The organism is Actinomadura sp. SCN-SB (assembly GCF_043906805.1).
Classification (GTDB): Bacteria; Actinomycetota; Actinomycetes; order Streptosporangiales; family Streptosporangiaceae; genus Spirillospora.
Map to the genome: position 1 here is coordinate 70,228 of NZ_JBIMPP010000021.1, position 17,263 is coordinate 87,490.

A 17,263-nucleotide genomic window follows, 5' to 3' on the forward strand; every position below is an offset into this window, starting at 1 on the left:
GGTGGGGGGTGGTCAGAGGGACAGGGTTCATGAGGTCGCCGCGGGGGCGGGGGCCTCGGGTCGAGGCCCCCGCTGTCGTCCCCGCGTTTCCCGCACCACGGCGATCAGCCGTGGTGTGAGGACCGACACGATCAGCAGCAGCCCGGTGACGATCGACTGGATCTCGGTCGAGACGTCGTTGAGCATCAGCAGGTTGCGCAACAGCCCGATGAGCAGCACCGCGGCGATCACGCCGCCGAGGGTGCCCTTGCCGCCGTCGAAGTCGATCCCGCCGAGCAGCACCGCAGCGATCACGGTGAGCTCCAGGCCGAGGCCGTTGTCGGCACGGGCGCTGCCGTACCGGAGGGTGTAGACGATCCCGGCGAAGCCCGCGACCAGGCCGGAGATCACGAACAGCACCAGCTTGATCCGCTTGACCCGGATGCCGGCGAAGTAGGCGGCGTCCTCCTGCGATCCGATCGCGAACAGCGACCGGCCGATCCCGGTGGCGTGCAGCGCCACGCCGGTGACCAGGGCGAGCAGGGCGAACAACGCCATCGGGTACGGGATGGGGGTGCCGGGGACCGAGTGGGTGGCCAGGTCGGCGTACCGCTGGGGGAACTGGGAGATGGCCTCGGTGCCGAGCACGACGTAGGCCAGGCCCCGGTAGAGGGTCATCGTGCCGATGGTGACCGCCAGCGACGGCAGCCCGAGCCTGGTGACCAGCCAGCCGTTGACCAGCCCGCAGACCAGGCCGACCACCAGCACCACCACGAAGATCGTCTCCAGTGCCCAGCCGGCGTCCCACAGGGCGCCGGTGAGCGCGCTGCACAGGCCCAGCACGGAGGCGACCGACAGGTCCACCTGGCCGCAGACCACCAGCAGGGTCATCGGCAGCGCGATCAGCGCGATCTCGCTGAGGTCGCCGAGCGCGAAGGACAGGTTGTCGGAGTTGGCGAAGTCCGGGGAGATCCCGGCGCCGCCGAAGAACACCACCACCAGCAGCAGGATGACGGCGCTCTCCCAGCGGAGCAGACCACGCGGATCAAACCTCATCGCGAGCGCTCCCTTCCTTGGTCGCCGGCAACGGCGCGGCGGCCTCGGCCCGCCCGGCGCGGTGCGCGCCGCCGCTGCCGTTGCCGTTGAGCCGGCGGCGTCCCCGCCTGGTCCTGGACTTGACGCGCAGGGCGCGGGTGACGCGCAGCGCCAGCAGCCGGTCCACGCTGATGGCCAGCAGGAGCAGCACGCCGGTGATGGCGTCCTGCCAGAACGAGTTGACCTTGAGCACCACCAGCACGCTGCCGATGGTGGTGATCAGCAGGGCGCCCAGCGCCGCGCCGTACACGGTGCCGGTGCCGCCGACGATGGCCACGCCGCCGACCACGACCGCGCTGACCACCTTCAGCTCCCAGCCGTTGGCGGCGTCGGCCACCACCGTGCCGAACCGGGCCAGCCACAGCACCCCGGCGAGGCCGGCGAGCAGGCCGCTGACCAGGTAGGCGGTCAGCACCCTGCGCCGGATCGGGACGCCGGCGAGCCGGGCCGCCTCGGGGTTGGACCCGATCGCGTAGAACTCCCGGCCCGAGGAGTAGGACCGCAGGTAGTAGCCCATGGCCAGCATGACCGCCACGGTGATGATCGGCAGGTAGGGGACGCCCAGCACGGCGTCGTTGCCCAGCGACAGCACCGAGGACGGCAGGTCGGACGCGCTGATCTGCTCGCCGTGCGCGAGGTAGTGGTCGACGCCCTGGATCACGTACAGCGTGCCCAGGGTGACCACCAGCGCGGGGACCCGGCAGAAGGAGACCAGCAGCCCGTTCACCAGGCCGCACAGGGCGCCGATGACCATGCCGACCACCAGGACCAGCAGCACGTTGCGGTCGGTGCCCGAGGCGAAGTCGCCGGTGACGAACGCGACCAGCCCGACGACCGAGCCGACCGACAGGTCGATGTTGCGGGTGACCACGACCATGGTCTGGCCGACCGCGAGCAGCACCAGGATGGAGGCGTTGAGGAAGATGTCCTCGACGCCCTGCGCGGACAGGAACTGCGGGTTGGCGATGGTGGTGATGACCACCAGCAGGATCAGGGCCGCGGCGATGCTCAGTTCGCGGGCCCGCAGCACCAGGTCGACCAGCCGGCCGCCGGTCTGGGCCGGGGCGTCGGCGGGGGGCCTGGTCGGGGTCTCGGTGAGCGTGGTCATCAGGCCGCCTTCCCGTTCCCGTCGCCGGCGCGGCCGGTCGCGGCGGCCATGACCGTCTCCTCGGTGGCGTCGGCCCGCGCGATCTCGGCGGCCAGCCGCCCCTCGTGCATGACCAGCACCCGGTCGGCCATGCCGAGCACCTCGGGCAGGTCGGAGGAGATCATCAGCACCGCCAGGTCCTGCGAGGCCAGTTCCGACAGCAGCCGGTGCACCTCGGCCTTGGTGCCGACGTCGATGCCGCGGGTGGGCTCGTCCACGATCAGCACGGTGGGCTCGGTGGCCAGCCACTTGGCCAGCACGACCTTCTGCTGGTTGCCGCCCGACAGGACGCCGACGGCGTCGCTCAGCCGGGCGTACTTGAGCTGGAGCCGCAGCGCCCAGTCGGCGGCGCGGTCCCGCTCCACCTTGCGGGAGATCAGCGGCCCGCGCCTGGTGGCGCGGCGCAGCGCGCGGAGCTGGGTGAGGCCCATGTTGCGCTCGATGGACATGTCCATGACCAGGCCCTGCTGGCGGCGGTCCTCGGGGACCAGCGCCACCCCGGCCGACATGGCGGCGGTCGGGCTCGCCGGGGGCAGCCTCCGCCCGGCGACCTCGACGCTTCCGGCGTCCCAGCGGTCCACGCCGAAGATCGCGCGGGCGACCTCGCTGCGGCCCGCGCCGACCAGCCCGGCCAGCGCGATGATCTCGCCGCGCCGCACCTCGAAGGAGATGTCGGTGAAGGCGCCCTCGCGGGTGAGCCTGGACACCTTCAGCGCCACCTCGCCCGGCGTGACCTCCTGCTTGGGGTAGAGCTGGCCGAGCTCGCGGCCGACCATCCGCTGCACCAGGTCGTCGGGGGTGAGGCCGTCCACCGGCTCGGTCCCGATGTAGGTGCCGTCGCGCAGGGTGGTGACCCGCTGGCAGAGCTCGAAGATCTCCTCCAGCCGGTGCGAGATGAACAGGATCGCGCAGCCCTGCTCCCGCAGGGTCCTGGTGACCGTGAACAGCCGGGCCACCTCCTGGCCGGTCAGCGCGGCGGTCGGCTCGTCCATGATCAGCACTCGGGCGTCCCGGGAGATGGCCTTGGCGATCTCGACGACCTGCTGGTCGGCGATGGACAGCCCGCGGGCGGGCTGCTGCGGGTCCAGCGCGACACCCAGCCGGGCGAACAGCTCGGAGGTGCGCTCGTGCATGGCCCGGCGGTCGATCCTGCCCAGCCCGGCGCGGGGCTGGCGGCCCATGAAGATGTTCTCGGCGACCGACAGGTCGGGGAACAACGTGGGCTCCTGGTAGATGACCGCGACCCCGGCCTGCTGGGCGTCGCCGGGCCCGTGGAACTCCACGGGCCGTCCGTCCACGCGGACCTCGCCCGCGTCGGGACGGTGCACGCCTGCGAACGTTTTTACCACTGTGGACTTGCCGGCGCCGTTCTCACCGGCGAGGGCATGAACCTCGCCGGCGTACAGCTCCAGGGTGACGTCCTGCAGTGCCCGCACGGCGCCGAACGACTTGCTCACGTTGACCAGTGCCAATGTCGGCGGCGCCGACCGCGCGGGTGCGCTCACGGCCACCCTCCTCACTGGTGTTGCTCGTAGTGCCACGTAACCTTGCTATGAAAAACGTTTTAAATCTATGTTGCCCAGGACGGTAGATGTGGACACAACCGCTCGTCAAGAGGCTGTTTTCCGCTCGTTACCATCGGGGCCGGTGGCCGCCTGGTGAGCAAACGGCACCTCACAGTAGGGTTGACACGTTTTAAAGGATGACCCAAAGTGAGCGCGGCATCTGGCAGCGGTGGAGGAGAGACCGGGGGGCGCGAGTTGGGCACCGTGGGGATCAAGCAGGTCGCCGAGCATGCCGGGGTCTCCCCCGGTACGGTCTCCAACGTGCTCAACCGTCCCGAACGGGTGGCCGCCGCGACCCGCGCCAGGGTGGAGAGATCGATCCGCGAGCTGGGGTTCGTCCGCAACGGGTCGGCGTCCACGCTGCGCGCCGGGCACAGCAGCACGATCGGCCTGATGGTGCTCGACCTGGCCAACCCGTTCTTCACCGACGTGGCCCGCGGGGTCGAGGACGTGGCGAGCGAACGCGGCTACGCCGTCCTGCTGTCCTCCTCGGCCGAGTCGGGCGAGCGCGAGCAGCGCAACCTCCGGGTCCTGGCGGAGCAGCGGGTCCGGGGCGTCCTGGTCACCCCGGTCGGGGACGACGGGCAGAACGCCGACCTGCTGCGCGACCGGGGCGTCCCGGTCGTCCTGCTGGACCACCCGACCCCCCGCGCCAACCAGTGCTCGGTCGCGGTGGACGACATGGCGGGCGGGGAACTGGCGGTCGGGCACCTGCTCGACCGGGGCGCCCGCAGCATCGCCTTCGTCACCGGCCCCTCCGCCCTGCGGCAGTGCACCGACCGCCGCAAGGGCGCGCTTCGCGCCCTGCGCGCCGCCGGTCTGGGACGGAACGCCATGACCGAGCTGACCGTCCCCGCGATGAACGCCCGCAACGGCCAGGAGGCGGCCCACCGCCTGCTGGAGGCCAAGACGCTGCCCGACGCCGTCTTCTGCGCGAACGACCTGCTCGCGCTGGGCGTGCTGCGGGTGCTGCTGCGCGCGGGCGTGAAGGTGCCCGCGGACGTGGCCGTGATCGGGTACGACGACATCGAGTTCAGCGCGGCGGCCGCGGTCCCGCTCAGCTCGGTGCGCCAGCCCACCTACCAGCTGGGACGGATCGCCACCGAGCTGCTCCTGGAGGAGTGCGACGACACCGAGACCCACGCGCACCAGCAGGTCATGTTCCAGCCGGAGCTGGTCGTCCGCGACTCGACGGAACGGAGCCCGCGATGAAGGTCGCCCTGTTCATCACCTGCCTCAACGACACCCTCTTCCCGGGCACGGGCAAGGCGGTCGTCCGGCTGCTGCGCAGGCTCGGCCAGGAGGTCGACTTCCCCGAAGCGCAGACCTGCTGCGGCCAGATGCACTTCAACACCGGGTACCGCTCGCAGGCCGCGCCCCTGGCGCGCGGCTTCGCCGAGGCGTTCGCGGGGTACGACGCGGTCGTGACCCCGTCGGCGTCCTGCGGCGCGATGGTCCGCGACTGGCATCCCAAGCTCCACGACGGTCCGGTGCCCAAGGTCTACGAGCTGTCGGAGTTCCTGGTGGACGTGCTCGGCGTGACCGACGTGGGGGCCTACTTCCCCCACCGCGTCACCTACCATCCGACCTGCCACTCGCTGCGGATGCTGCACGTGGGCGACCGGCCGCTGCGGCTGCTGCGCGAGGTGCGCGGCATCGACCTGGTCGAGCTGCCCGAGGCCACCGAGTGCTGCGGCTTCGGCGGGACGTTCGCGCTGAAGAACTCCGAGGTGTCGGCCGCGATGTGCGCCGACAAGGTCACCAACGTGCGGCGCACGGGGGCCGAGGCGCTGTGCGCGGCCGACAACTCCTGCCTGATGCACATCGGCGGCGCGCTGACCCGCACCCGCTCGGGCGTCCGGACCGTCCACCTGGCCGAGATCCTGGCGTCCACGGAGGAGACCGCCCAATGAACGGCCGCCCGAAGCCCGACGGAGCGATGCCCACCTACGTCGGGATGCCCTCGTTCCCCGACGCGGCCAGGAAGGCGGTCGCCGACACCCGGCTGCGGCGCAACCTGGCGCACGCCACCACGACGATCCGCGGCCGCCGCGCCGCCGCCGTGGCGGAGCTGGACGACTGGGCGGCGCTGCGCGAGGCCGGCAAGCAGATCAAGGACCACGTCCTGGCCAATCTCGGCCACTACCTGCGGCGGCTTGAGGAGAAGGTCACGGAGGCCGGCGGCACCGTGCACTGGGCCAGGGACGCGGCCGAGGCCAACCGGATCGTCGCGGGACTGGTCAAGGCCACCGGCGAGCGGGAGGTCGTCAAGGTCAAGTCGATGGCCACCCAGGAGATCGGGCTGAACGAGGCGCTGGCCGAGGAGGGCATCACCGCCTACGAGACCGACCTGGCCGAGCTGATCGTGCAGCTCGGGCACGACCGGCCCTCGCACATCCTCGTTCCGGCGATCCACCGCAACCGGTCCGACATCCGCGACATCTTCCGCCGCGAGATGCCGGACGCCCCGCCCGGCCTGTCGGACTCCCCCACCGAGCTGACCGCCGCGGCCCGCGCCCATCTGCGCGCCAAGTTCCTGTCGGCCAAGGTCGGGATCTCGGGCGCCAACTTCGCGGTCGCCGACACCGGGACGCTGGTCGTGGTGGAGTCGGAGGGCAACGGCCGGATGTGCCTCACCCTGCCCGAGACGCTGATCTCGGTGATGGGCGTGGAGAAGATCGTTCCGAGCTGGCGCGACCTGGAGGTGTTCCTCCAGTTGCTGCCCCGCTCGTCCACCGCCGAGCGGATGAACCCCTACACCTCCACCTGGACGGGCACGTCCGAGGGCGACGGGCCCCGCGACTTCCACCTCGTCCTGCTGGACAACGGCCGCGTCGACACGCTGGAGGACGAGGTCGGGCGGCAGGCGCTGCGCTGCATCCGCTGCTCGGCCTGCCTGAACGTGTGCCCGGTGTACTCGCGCGCGGGCGGCCACGCCTACGGCTCGCCCTACCCGGGGCCGATCGGCGCGATCCTGTCGCCGCAGATCCGCGGGATCGGGTCGGAGGTGGACGCCTCGCTGCCGTACGCGTCGTCGCTGTGCGGGGCGTGCTTCGAGGCGTGCCCCGTCGCCATCGACATCCCCGAGGTGCTGGTGCATCTGCGCGCCCGCGCCGTGGAGGGGTCGCGCAAGCACCCGATCGAGCGGGCCACGATGGGCGTCGCCGCCTGGACGCTGCGTTCCCCGGCCAGGCTGGGCCTGGCGCAGCGCGCGGCGTCGGCGAGCCGCTGGGTCGTCGGCCGCAACGGCCGCATCCGCCGCCTCCCCGGCCCGCTGAAGGGCTGGACCGACACCCGGGACGCGCCCGCCCCACCCGAGGAGTCGTTCCGAGCCTGGTGGTCGCGTACCGGCGGAGGGACCAAGTGAGCGCCCGGGACGAGATCCTGCGGCGGATCGACCGGATCGTCCCGGCCCGCCCCGCGGCCGAGGTCGCCAGGTCCTACACCGAGATCGACCGCTCCTACCTGCGGCAGCACCACGGCGACGGCATCCTCGACCTGTTCGCCGAACGGGTCGCGCACTACCGCGCCACGGTCCGCACGGTCACCGCCGCCGAACTGCCGGGCGCGGTCGCGGAGGCGCTGGCGTCCCGCCCCGGGTTGTACGGGGTGCCGGGCGGCCTGCCCGGCGCATGGGTCGCGGAGGCCGAGCAAGGGTGGCTGGTGCGCGACCCGGCCGTCGCCGACCTTGACGGCCTGGCCGGCGCGATCACCGCCTGCGCGGCCGGGATCGCCGAGACCGGCACGATCGTCCTCGACCACGGCCCGGACCAGGGTCCGCGGGCGCTGTCGCTCGTCCCCGACTACCACCTGATCGTCGTCACCGCCGGCCAGGTCGCCGCCGACGTCCCCGAGGCCCTGGAACGACTCGACCCGGCACGCCCGATGACCTTCGTGTCCGGCCCGTCCGCCACCAGCGACATCGAGCTGTCCCGGGTCGAGGGGGTCCACGGCCCCCGCACGCTCGACGTCCTGCTCCTGCACTGAAACCGAATGGCACGTTCAATGACCACCCCTCTGTTCGCGGCCGTCGACCTCGGCGCCTCCAGCGGACGCGTGATGACCGCCCGGATCGGCGAAGGGACGCTCGACCTCACCGAGGTCCACCGCTTCCCCAACCGCCCCGTCCGGGTCAACGGCACCCTGCACTGGGACATCCTCGACCTGTACCGCAACGTCCTGGACGGGCTGAGAGACGCCGCCCGGGACGGGCTCGTGTCCGTCGGCATCGACTCGTGGGCCGTCGACTACGGCCTGCTCGACGAGGACGGCGCGCTGCTGGGCAACCCGGTCCACTACCGCGACTCCCGTACCGCCGGGGTCATGGAGCGGGTCCGCGCCGAGGTGGGGGACGAGCTCCTCTACCAGGTGTCGGGCCTGCAATTCCTGCCGTTCAACACCGTCTTCCAGCTCGTCGCCGCCGGCGCGGGGCTGGAACGGGCGAGCCGGCTGCTGCTGATCCCCGACCTGCTGGCGTTCTGGCTGACCGGCGAGGCGGGCGCCGAGCGCACCAACGCCTCCACCACCGGGCTCCTGGACGTCCGGACCGGCGAGTGGTCGCGGACGCTGCTCGGCACGCTCGGGCTGCCCGCCCGTCTCCTGCCGGACCTCCGCGACCCCGGCGGCGTGATCGGGACGCCGCGATCGGACGTGGCCGAGGACGCCGGTCTCCCGCGCGACCTGGCCGTCACGGCGGTCGCGTCGCACGACACCGCGTCGGCCGTGGCCGCCGTCCCGGCCACCGCCGGGGAGCGGTTCGGCTTCATCTCCTGCGGCACCTGGTCGCTGGCCGGGGTGGAGCTGGACGCGCCGGTGCTGACCGGTGAGAGCCGCGCGGCCAACTTCACCAACGAGGGCGGCGTCGACGGGACGATCCGCTACCTGCGCAACATCATGGGCATGTGGCTGCTCCAGGAGTCTCTGCGCGCCTGGGGCTCCCCGGACCTGCCCGCCCTGCTCGCCGAGGCCGAGCGGGTCCCCGCACGGCGCTTCCTCATCGACCCGGACGACCCGGAGTTCCTGCCGCCCGGCGACATGCCGGCCAGGATCGCCGCCCACTGCGTGCGGCGCGGCTTCCCCGAGCCCCGCACCCGCGCGGAGATCGTCCGGTGCGTCCTGGACAGCCTCGCCCTGGCGCACCGGGCCACCCTCCGGGAGGCGGTGCGGCTGTCGGGACGGGAGATCGACGTCGTCCACATGGTCGGCGGCGGCAGCCGCAACGAGCTGCTGTGCCGGCTGACCGCCGACGCCTGCGGCCTCCCCGTGGTCGCCGGCCCGGTCGAGGCCACCGCGCTCGGCAACGTGCTCGTCCAGGCCCGCGCCCACGGCCTGGTCAGCGATCTGGCGGAGATCCGCTCCCTGGTCGCCGCCACCCAGCCGGTGCGCCGGTACGACCCCACCGGCGACATCCGTCCCTGGGAGGAGGCCGCCGCACGGCTCGCCTCCGCCTAGTTTGGTACCACCGGGCGTCGCGGGGGCGCCGGCGGACGAGAGGGTGGTCATGGGGCAGGACGGTGACGCGGAACATGGCATCGGCGAGGCGGAAAGCCCCGGCACGGAGGGGCGGACGGAGGCGCAGGGAGGCCGGCCCCGCAGCGCCAAGGTCCGTGTCCTGCGCGCGCTGGGGGTGGCCGCGCTCGGCGGGGTGATCGGCTACGGGGTCGTGTTCGCGGTGGTGAGCCTGGTCATCCTGGGGATGAGCGCCGCCGCGCGGGGCGCCGACCGGACGGCCATGCACCGGATCGGCGGGCCGTCCTCGGTACGCGGGGTCCAGAACTTCGAACGGGTCGACGGCCATCTGTGGCGGGGCTCGGCGCCCAGCGCGGAGGGGTATCGCCACCTGGCCCGGCTCGGTGTCCGCACGGTGGTCGACCTGAGGGCCGAGCGGCTGCCCGCGTCCGCTCAGGCGATCCCCCGGCAAGCCGGGCTGACGGTCGTGCGGCTGCCCCTCAGGGACGGGCAGGCGCCCACACCCGCCCAGGTCGACCGGTTCATGACCACCGTCCGGTCGGCGAAGGGCACGGTGTTCGTGCACTGCGGGGCCGGGGTCGGGCGCGCGGGCTCGATGGCGGCGGCCTACCTCGTCCACACCGGGCAGGCCGACGCCGCCACCGCCACCCGGCGCAGCCTCGCGGTCGGCCCGCCGACGCTGGAGCAGCTCGCGTTCATGCGGAGGCTGGAGCGGGGCAAGGCCGCGCGTCCCCCGACGGCCCTGGTCGTCCTCAGCCGGATCGCCGATTCACCGCGCAGATCGTGGTCGCGGCTGCGAGGATAGGCCCGCGACGACTATTCGACAGACCGTCACTATTGACACCGGGGCGGCGATGACGGTTGATAGCACATGACCGGTGGTCCGGAAGGTCCTCCGGCGCGCTCGCCTGAACCGGAGGACGGGGGAACGCGGCCCACACCGGCCAGAACACGGGCGGGGCACGCGCCCGGTGCGGATCACCCGTTCCCCGGAGATCAGTAAGATGACCGGTGCGATACCCGGTAGTCGTACAAGTGGAACGATCACGGCGCATCGACCGCCTGTCACTGTTGGGGTGTGGACATGGAGGGTCGCGCGGACCGGAACGCGGGTCACGGCACCAGGGATCCCGCGGGGACGCCCCTGGTCGGGCGGCGTGACGCGCTGCGCGTCCTGGACGGTGCGCTGGACTCGGTGACCGGGGGTTCCTTCCGCTTCCTCGCGCTGTCGGGCGACCCCGGCGCGGGCAAGACCCGGCTGCTGGGCGAGCTCGCCGAGGCCGGGGCCTCGCGCGGGCTGCGGGTGCTGGCCGGGCGCGCCGCCGAGTTCGAGCAGCAGATGCCGTTCGGCGCGCTGGTGGACGCCCTGGACGACCAGCTCGAAGAGCGCCGCCCCGACCTGGACCCCGCCACCACCCGGCTGCTGTCCACGGTGTTCCCCGCGCTGACGGGGACGGCCGGTGGCGGCGCTCCCGCCATGGCCCCGGCGGGCGCGCTCAGCGCCATGACCGCAGGCGGCCACGGCACGTCCTCCTCCAACGGCGACACCACCGTCCTGCCCGCGCACGAGCACCGGCCCGACCCGGCGCCGGAGACGCTCGGCGTCGCGCGCTACCAGTTGCACCGCGCGGTGCGGCACCTGCTGGAGGAACTGGCCGACGACGACGGCCTGGTACTGCTGCTCGACGACGTGCACTGGGCCGACGACGCCTCCGTCGAGCTGCTGGGCTACCTGGTGCGCCACCCTCCGCGCGCCAAGGTGCTGATCGGGGTCGCCTACCGTCCCGCGCAGGCTTCGCCCCGGCTGGCGGGCCTGGTGGACGTCGCGGGCGAGCACGGCGTCAGCGTCACCGCCGAGCCGTTCACCATCGAGGAGGTCGAGGAGTTCCTCGGCCCGGGAACGAGCCGGTCCCGCTGCCAGTCGTTGTACGAGGCCAGCGGCGGCAACCCCTTCTACCTGGAGGCGCTCGCCCGCAAGGACGGCGCCGACCGTCCGGCGGCCGCCGACCCCGAGGTCTGGGGCACGCTGCCCGACCTGGGCGACATCACCGAGCTGCCGCCCGCCGTCCGCACCGCGCTGCAACTGGAGCTGAGCGGCCTGGACGCGACCGTCCTGCTGATCGCGCAGGCCGCCGCGGTCGCCGCCGACGAGTTCGAGCCCGCCCTGGCCGCCGCCGGGGCGCAGCGGCCCGACGCGGTGGCGCTGGCCGCCCTCGACGAGCTGGTGGCGCGGGACGTGGTGCGGCCCGCGTCCGCCGGGCGGTTCCGGTTCCGCCATCCGCTGGTCCGGCACGTGGTGTACGGGTCGGCCGCGGCGGGGTGGCGGCTGGGCGCGCACGCGCGGATCGCCCGCTACCTCGCCGACCTCGGCGCCCCCGCCACGCTCCGCGCCCACCACGTGGAGCGTTCGGCCACCTACGGCGACCGGTCGGCGATCGCGACGCTGGTGGAGGCGGCCCGCGCCGTCGCGCCGCAGGCCCCGGCGACGGCGGCGCACTGGCTGAAGGCCGCGCTGCGCCTCATGCCGGAGGACTCCGGCCAGGCCGACGGCGACGAGGAGCCCCCGCGCGTGCGGCTGCTGGTGGAGCTCGCGCACGCGCAGACCGTCAGCGGGCAGCTCGTGGAGGGCCGGGAGACCGCCCGCACGCTGCTGCGGCTGCTGCCGCCCGACGACCACGACCGCCGGGCCCGCGCCGTGCAGATGTGCGCGGTGATGGAGCGGCAGCTCAACCGCCACCAGGAGGCCCGCGCGCTGGTCCTGGACGAGCTGCACCGCATCCCCGACCCGCAGGCGCCCGCCGCCGTGCTGCTCCGCACCCGGCTGGTGGCCGACCGGCTGATGCGGGTGGACGTGCGGGGCGCGCAGGCCGTCCTGGACCGGATGCCGGAGAACGCCCCGGGCTGGGCGCCCGGCCTGCGCGTCGCGGTCGCCTCGCTGCGGGTGATGCCCGCCTACGCCGGCGGGCGGGTGGACGACGCGATCGCCTACTCCGAGGCCGCCGACGCCGTGTACGCCGAGGCCCCCGACAGCCACATCGCCGAGGCGCTCGACCACGTCCCGTGGCTGTGCTGGGCGGAGGTCATGCTGGGCCGGTACGAGCCCGCGCTGCGCCGCCTCGAACGGTGCGTGGCCATCGCGCGCGCCACCGGCCAGGCCGCCTACATCACCTTCCTGCTGAACGCGCAGGCCAGGGCGTACACCCTGCTGGGGCGGCTGGCCGAGGCCGCCGACGCCGCCGAGGAGGCCACCGAGACCTCGCGGATGGTGCGGTCCGCCGAGACGGTCGTGTTCGGCCTCACCCAGCAGTGCCTGGTCGCCGCCTGGTCAGGGGAGCACGAGCGGGCGCTGCGGCTGGGCGAGGAGGCCGTGGCGGGCGACGCGGGCGCCGGCGAGTGGTGGGGCGCGATGGCGCGGTACGCCCGGGGCGTGGCGCTGGTCAACGCCGGCCGGCTGGACGAGGGCGCCGTCGCGATCGTCGAGGCGTGCGGCGACCCCGGCTCGCCCCAGCTCGACCCGTCCACCCTGATGAGCTGCGCGGAGCTGCTGGCCTACTGCGAGTCGCACCGCGAGAAGGACGGCGACCCCGGCAAGTGGGCCCGCATCGCCGAGATGCTCGGCGGCATCGGCGTGCCCGCCGACGCGGGCCTGGTGCGGCTGGCCCGCGCGCACGCCACCCGTACGTCCGACCCGGCGGCCTCCGCCGCCCTGGCGGCCGAGGCCGCGCGGATGCTGGACGGGGCGGGACGGCGCCTGGAGGCGGGCAGGGCCGAGCTGGCCTCGGGCCTGGCCCATCAGGCGGCCGGCGACCGCGACCGGGCCAGGGAGCGGCTGCGCGCCGCCGTGACGGTCTTCGAGGAGTGCGGCGCCCGCGCGCTGGCCGACCAGACGGTGCGCGAGCAGCGGCGCCTCGGCGTCAGGGTGCCGGGGCCGCGCCGCGGCCGGAAGGGCGACGAGCCGTTCGGCCTGTCCCCCCGCGAGTACGAGATCGCGACGCTGGTCGCGCAGGGCTGCACCAACCAGCAGGTCGCCGAGAAGCTGTTCCTCAGCGTCCGGACGGTCGAGACGCACCTGTCCCGGGTGTTCGCCAAGCTCGGGGTGAGCTCCCGTGTCGGCGTCGCCACCGCGCTCAACGCCCTGCCCGGCAGCGGCCGCGCCTGAGCGTTTCGCCTGCCCGCCGCACGCACAACGCCCCGAAATACGGACAAGCACGAACCGATACCATCAAACCGGACTCTTACTGTCACACGGATCCCACCACGTACGTCCCGGCTCCGATTACGGGTTTTCCACGATGCCGCCGGTTCGTACGGGACTGACAGGGTTGGCACCGATGTTGAGCCGGGAGGACGGACAGATGGCACGGCGAATCCGACGATTCTCGGCCGACGGCGTGAAGGACGCCGAGCGGTCGCTGCATCCGGTCGTCACCGAGGACGATCTGCTCCTCACGCTGTCGCGCTTCCACCGGGAGGACTGCGACGACGTCGTGCTGCTGCTGCACGGGCTGACCTCCTCCAGCGACCTGTTCACCATGCCGGAGATCCACAACATGGTGAGCTACCTGCTCGACAACGGGTTCGGGGACGTGTGGGCGCTGGACTTCCGGATGAGCAACCGGCTCCCCTACAACACCAACCTGCGCCGCTACTCGCTCGACGACATCGCGCTGTTCGACTACCCGGCGGCGATGGCCGAGCTGCGCCGCCACATCGGCAACCGGCGGGTGCACGTGTTCGCGCACTGCCTGGGCGCGCTGTCGTTCAGCATGAGCCTGTTCGGCGGCGCGATCGAGGACGACCTGGCCAGCCTGGTGGTCAACAGCGTGTCGCTGACGCCGCGCGTGCCCGGCTGGTCGAAGGTGAAGATGACGGTCGGCCCGGCGTTCGCCGACTACATCCTGGGCTCCCCGGTCATCGACCCCCGGTTCAGCCAGGCGCCCAAGCCGACCGCCCGGTGGCTGATGTCCAAAGTCATCTCCGCGTTCCACCCGGAGTGCAAGGAGTCGGCCTGCCACATGCAGAGCTTCATGTGGGCGTCCGGGCGGCCCGGGTTCTTCATGCACGAGAACCTCGCGCCCGAGACCCACGTCCACGACCGGCTGGCCGACCTCAACGGCGCCTCGGACGTCCACTACTACCGGCACATCCGCAAGATGGTGAAGGCCGGCAAGGCGGTGCGGTTCGATCCGCGGGATCCCAAGCTGAAGGCGCTGCCCACCGACTTCCTGGCCAAGGCCGCCGAGATCACCACGCCGATCCTGTTCACCACCGGCGACCACAACCGGATCTTCACCGACTCCAACGTGGTGTGCCACGCGCTGCTGTCGAAGATCGTCCCCGGCCGGCACGAGCTGGAGGTGCTGCCCGGATACGGCCACATCGACCCCATCCTCGGCAAGAACGCCCACGAGGACGTCTACCCGAGGATCCTCGCCCACTTCCAGAAGCACGCGCACGACCGAAAGGCCGCCTGAGATGCCCCGGCACATGACCACCGAGCACGCCGACGCGGTCGTCGTCGGCTCGGGGTTCGGCGGCTCGGTCGCCGCCTACCGGCTGGCCGAGGCCGGGCGGTCGGTCGTGCTGCTGGAACGCGGCCAGAGGTACGCGCCGGGCTCGTTCCCCCGCTCCCCCGCCGAGCTGGGGCGGGCGTTCTGGGACCCCGCCGAGGGCCTGTACGGCATGTTCGACGTGTGGAGCTTCAAGGGCTGCGACTCCGTGGTCTCCTCGGGACTGGGCGGCGGCTCCCTCATCTACGCCAACGTGCTGCTGCGCAAGGACGAGCGCTGGTTCGTCAACGACACGATGGACGGCGGCTACGAGCCCTGGCCGGTGAGCCGCGCCGACCTCGACCCGCACTACGACCAGGTCGAGAAGATGATGGGCGCGACCCCGTACCCGCTCGACCAGGCCGCGTTCGCCGACACGCCCAAGACGCACGCGATGCAGGACGCGGCGGCCGAGCTGGGCCTGCACTGGGCGCTTCCGCCCCTCGCGGTGTCCTTCGCTCCCGAGGCCGGTGCCGCGCCCGGCCTGAACCTGCCGATCGCCGAGCCCGCCTACGGCAACCTGCACGGCAAGCCGCGGCGCACCTGCCGGCTGTGCGGCGAGTGCGACATCGGCTGCAACGACGGCGCCAAGAACTCCCTCGACCACAACTACCTGTCGGCCGCCAAGTTCCACGGCGCGGACCTGCGGACGTCCTGCGACGTGAAGGCGATCCGGCCGCGCCCGACCGGCGGGTACGAGGTCGACTACGTCACCTACGAGACCACCCCGGTCGAGGGTGACGGGCGCGGGCCGCGCAAGGCGCGCGACCTGCCGGTCCGCACCATCACCTGCGACCGGCTGATCCTGGGCGCCGGCACGTACGGCACGACCTACCTGCTGCTGAAGTCGGCCCGCGACTTCCCCGGGCTGAGCCCGGCGCTGGGCTCGCGGTTCTGCGGCAACGGCGACCTGCTGACCTTCCTGCTGCGCTCGCGCGACCGCGACCGGGTCCGCCCGCTGGACGCCAGCCGCGGCCCGGTGATCACCAGCGCGATCCGGCTGCCCGACGAGCTGGACGGCCATCCCGGCGCGGGCCGCGGCGCCTACATCGAGGACGGCGGCTACCCCGCCTTCGTCGACTGGATCATCCAGCCGTTCGACCTGGGCGACCAGATCGACCGGGCGGTGAAGTTCCTGTGGGGGCGGTTCACCGAGTTCTTCTCCGGCGCGCCCGACACCAACCTGTCCAAGGAGATCGCCGACCTGATCGGCGACGGGGCGCTGGCGGTGAGCTCGCTGCCGCTGCTGGGCATGGGGCGCGACACCCCCGACGGGCGGCTGTCCCTCAAGGACGGCCGGCTCACCGCCGACTGGACGTCGGAGACCAGCACGGCGCACTTCGAGCGGCTGCGCAGCACGATGCAGGGCATCGCGGACGTGCTGGGCGCCGACTACGCCGACAACCCCATGTGGTTCCGCAAGCGGGTCATCACGGTGCATCCCCTGGGCGGCGCGCCCATGGGACGCGACCCGCTGGAAGGCGTGTGCAACGCCTTCGGTGAGGTCTTCGGGTTCCCCGGTCTCTACATCGCCGACGGGGCGGCGATGCCCGGACCGGTGGGCCCGAACCCCTCCCTCACCATCGCCGCGCTGGCCGACCGGATGGCCACCCGGATCCTGGAGGGTGAGTCCCGCCCCGTCGACACGGGGGCCGGGCCGGCGCGGGGAGCCGGCTCGCCCGACGGGGCGGGCGGCGAGACGTACGGCCCGTCCGAGGGGACGCGGGGTGGCGTCCCCGTTCAGGGACGCGGCACCGAATCGGGGACCCTCGCGGGGGCCGGGGGTACGCCCCCCGAGGGTCCGGGCCGTACGTCGTTGTCGTTCACCGAGGAGATGAAGGGGTTCGTCACCTACGGGACGTCCGATCCGCGGGCGGGCGAGCTGGACGACCGGCGCGAGCGGTTCTCGTTCCGGCTCACCATCACCGCCGACGACGTGCACCGGTTCCTGGAGGAGCCCGAGCACACCGCGCGGGCCGAGGGATGGGTGGACGCGCCCGGTCACGGGGGGCGGCGGCCGGTGCAGCGGGGCTGGTTCAACCTGTTCGCGCCGGGGGGCGCGGAGGACCGCAGGCTGATGAAGTACCGCCTGCACTTCGCCGACGACCAGGGCCGGCGCCGCACCCTCACGGGCCGGAAGAACGTCCTGCACGGCCCTCCCACCCGCATCTGGCCGGACACCTCGACCCTGTACGTCCGCATCCTGGACGGGCATGTCGAGGAGGGCGGGGACGAGGAGGCGGAGGTGCTGGCCGCGGGCGTGCTCCAGATCAAGCTGACCGACTTCGCCCGGCAGCTCACCACGTTCCGCACCTCGGGACCGGGCGGTCCGCTGGCGCTGGTGTCCTTCGGGCGGTTCTTCGCCGGTGAGCTATGGGAGGTCTACGGCCCCGACCTCGACTGACGGGGGCCGTCACAGGCGCGTGGAGCGGAAAGAGCTGCGGGGTGCTTTCCGCTCC

Annotated in this window: 12 protein-coding genes; 9 read left to right on the top strand and 3 right to left on the bottom strand. The window is 73.0% G+C overall.

The window, feature by feature from the left end; translation table 11 throughout:
• Positions 1–27: 27 nt before the first annotated feature.
• The 3 genes from ACGWYJ_RS16225 to ACGWYJ_RS16235 are packed head-to-tail and all read right to left on the bottom strand — an operon-like array spanning position 28 to position 3,726.
• Positions 28–1,035 carry an ABC transporter permease gene (locus tag ACGWYJ_RS16225; RefSeq protein ID WP_395106808.1) on the bottom strand — a complete coding sequence of 336 codons (1,008 nt, stop codon included), beginning with the start codon at positions 1,033–1,035 and terminating at the stop codon, positions 28–30.
• The gene (locus tag ACGWYJ_RS16230; RefSeq protein ID WP_395106809.1) at positions 1,025–2,182 is read right to left on the bottom strand and encodes an ABC transporter permease; all 1,158 of its coding nucleotides are present in this window, start codon (positions 2,180–2,182) and stop codon (positions 1,025–1,027) included. Before ACGWYJ_RS16230 ends, ACGWYJ_RS16225 begins: the two co-directional genes overlap by 11 nt.
• Positions 2,182–3,726: a sugar ABC transporter ATP-binding protein gene (locus ACGWYJ_RS16235; protein ID WP_395106810.1), complete on the bottom strand. Its 1,545-nt coding sequence runs from the start codon at positions 3,724–3,726 to the stop codon at positions 2,182–2,184. Before ACGWYJ_RS16235 ends, ACGWYJ_RS16230 begins: the two co-directional genes overlap by 1 nt.
• Before the next feature lie 207 nt (positions 3,727–3,933).
• Between ACGWYJ_RS16235 and ACGWYJ_RS16240 the strand changes: the two genes are divergently transcribed.
• From ACGWYJ_RS16240 to ACGWYJ_RS16280, 9 genes are all read left to right on the top strand, one after another.
• Positions 3,934–4,998: a LacI family DNA-binding transcriptional regulator gene (locus tag ACGWYJ_RS16240; RefSeq protein WP_395106811.1), complete on the top strand. Its 1,065-nt coding sequence runs from the start codon at positions 3,934–3,936 to the stop codon at positions 4,996–4,998.
• On the top strand, positions 4,995–5,699 hold the full coding sequence (locus tag ACGWYJ_RS16245; protein ID WP_395106812.1) for a (Fe-S)-binding protein: 705 nt from the start codon (positions 4,995–4,997) through the stop codon (positions 5,697–5,699). Before ACGWYJ_RS16240 ends, ACGWYJ_RS16245 begins: the two co-directional genes overlap by 4 nt.
• Positions 5,700–5,743: 44 nt before the next feature.
• Positions 5,744–7,153, top strand: coding sequence for a LutB/LldF family L-lactate oxidation iron-sulfur protein (locus tag ACGWYJ_RS16250; RefSeq protein WP_395106845.1), 1,410 nt, complete (start codon positions 5,744–5,746; stop codon positions 7,151–7,153).
• On the top strand, positions 7,150–7,773 hold the full coding sequence (locus tag ACGWYJ_RS16255) for a lactate utilization protein C (protein WP_395106813.1): 624 nt from the start codon (positions 7,150–7,152) through the stop codon (positions 7,771–7,773). Before ACGWYJ_RS16250 ends, ACGWYJ_RS16255 begins: the two co-directional genes overlap by 4 nt.
• Positions 7,774–7,791: 18 nt before the next feature.
• Positions 7,792–9,237 carry a rhamnulokinase family protein gene (locus tag ACGWYJ_RS16260; protein WP_395106814.1) on the top strand — a complete coding sequence of 482 codons (1,446 nt, stop codon included), beginning with the start codon at positions 7,792–7,794 and terminating at the stop codon, positions 9,235–9,237.
• Between the two features lie 49 nt (positions 9,238–9,286).
• On the top strand, positions 9,287–10,060 hold the full coding sequence (locus ACGWYJ_RS16265) for a dual specificity protein phosphatase family protein (protein ID WP_395106815.1): 774 nt from the start codon (positions 9,287–9,289) through the stop codon (positions 10,058–10,060).
• Positions 10,061–10,339: 279 nt separating this feature from the next.
• Positions 10,340–13,414 carry an AAA family ATPase gene (locus ACGWYJ_RS16270; protein WP_395106816.1) on the top strand — a complete coding sequence of 1,025 codons (3,075 nt, stop codon included), beginning with the start codon at positions 10,340–10,342 and terminating at the stop codon, positions 13,412–13,414.
• 196 nt (positions 13,415–13,610) lie between these two features.
• Entirely contained in the window at positions 13,611–14,729 is a 1,119-nt protein-coding gene (locus ACGWYJ_RS16275) for an alpha/beta fold hydrolase (protein ID WP_395106817.1), read from the top strand.
• Positions 14,730–14,742: 13 nt separating this feature from the next.
• Positions 14,743–17,208 (top strand): GMC oxidoreductase, encoded by a 2,466-nt coding sequence (locus ACGWYJ_RS16280; protein ID WP_395106818.1) that lies wholly within the window; start codon positions 14,743–14,745, stop codon positions 17,206–17,208.
• Positions 17,209–17,263 lie beyond the last annotated feature (55 nt).

Coding starts and splice junctions, on each gene's coding strand:
- ACGWYJ_RS16280 (WP_395106818.1), top strand. CDS start 14,743: ATGACCACCGAGCACGCCGACGCGGTCGTCGTCGGCTCGGGGTTCGGC.
- ACGWYJ_RS16250 (WP_395106845.1), top strand. CDS start 5,744: ATGCCCTCGTTCCCCGACGCGGCCAGGAAGGCGGTCGCCGACACCCGG.
- ACGWYJ_RS16230 (WP_395106809.1), bottom strand. CDS start 2,182: ATGACCACGCTCACCGAGACCCCGACCAGGCCCCCCGCCGACGCCCCG.
- ACGWYJ_RS16265 (WP_395106815.1), top strand. CDS start 9,287: ATGGGGCAGGACGGTGACGCGGAACATGGCATCGGCGAGGCGGAAAGC.
- ACGWYJ_RS16275 (WP_395106817.1), top strand. CDS start 13,611: ATGGCACGGCGAATCCGACGATTCTCGGCCGACGGCGTGAAGGACGCC.
- ACGWYJ_RS16270 (WP_395106816.1), top strand. CDS start 10,340: ATGGAGGGTCGCGCGGACCGGAACGCGGGTCACGGCACCAGGGATCCC.
- ACGWYJ_RS16245 (WP_395106812.1), top strand. CDS start 4,995: ATGAAGGTCGCCCTGTTCATCACCTGCCTCAACGACACCCTCTTCCCG.
- ACGWYJ_RS16260 (WP_395106814.1), top strand. CDS start 7,792: ATGACCACCCCTCTGTTCGCGGCCGTCGACCTCGGCGCCTCCAGCGGA.
- ACGWYJ_RS16225 (WP_395106808.1), bottom strand. CDS start 1,035: ATGAGGTTTGATCCGCGTGGTCTGCTCCGCTGGGAGAGCGCCGTCATC.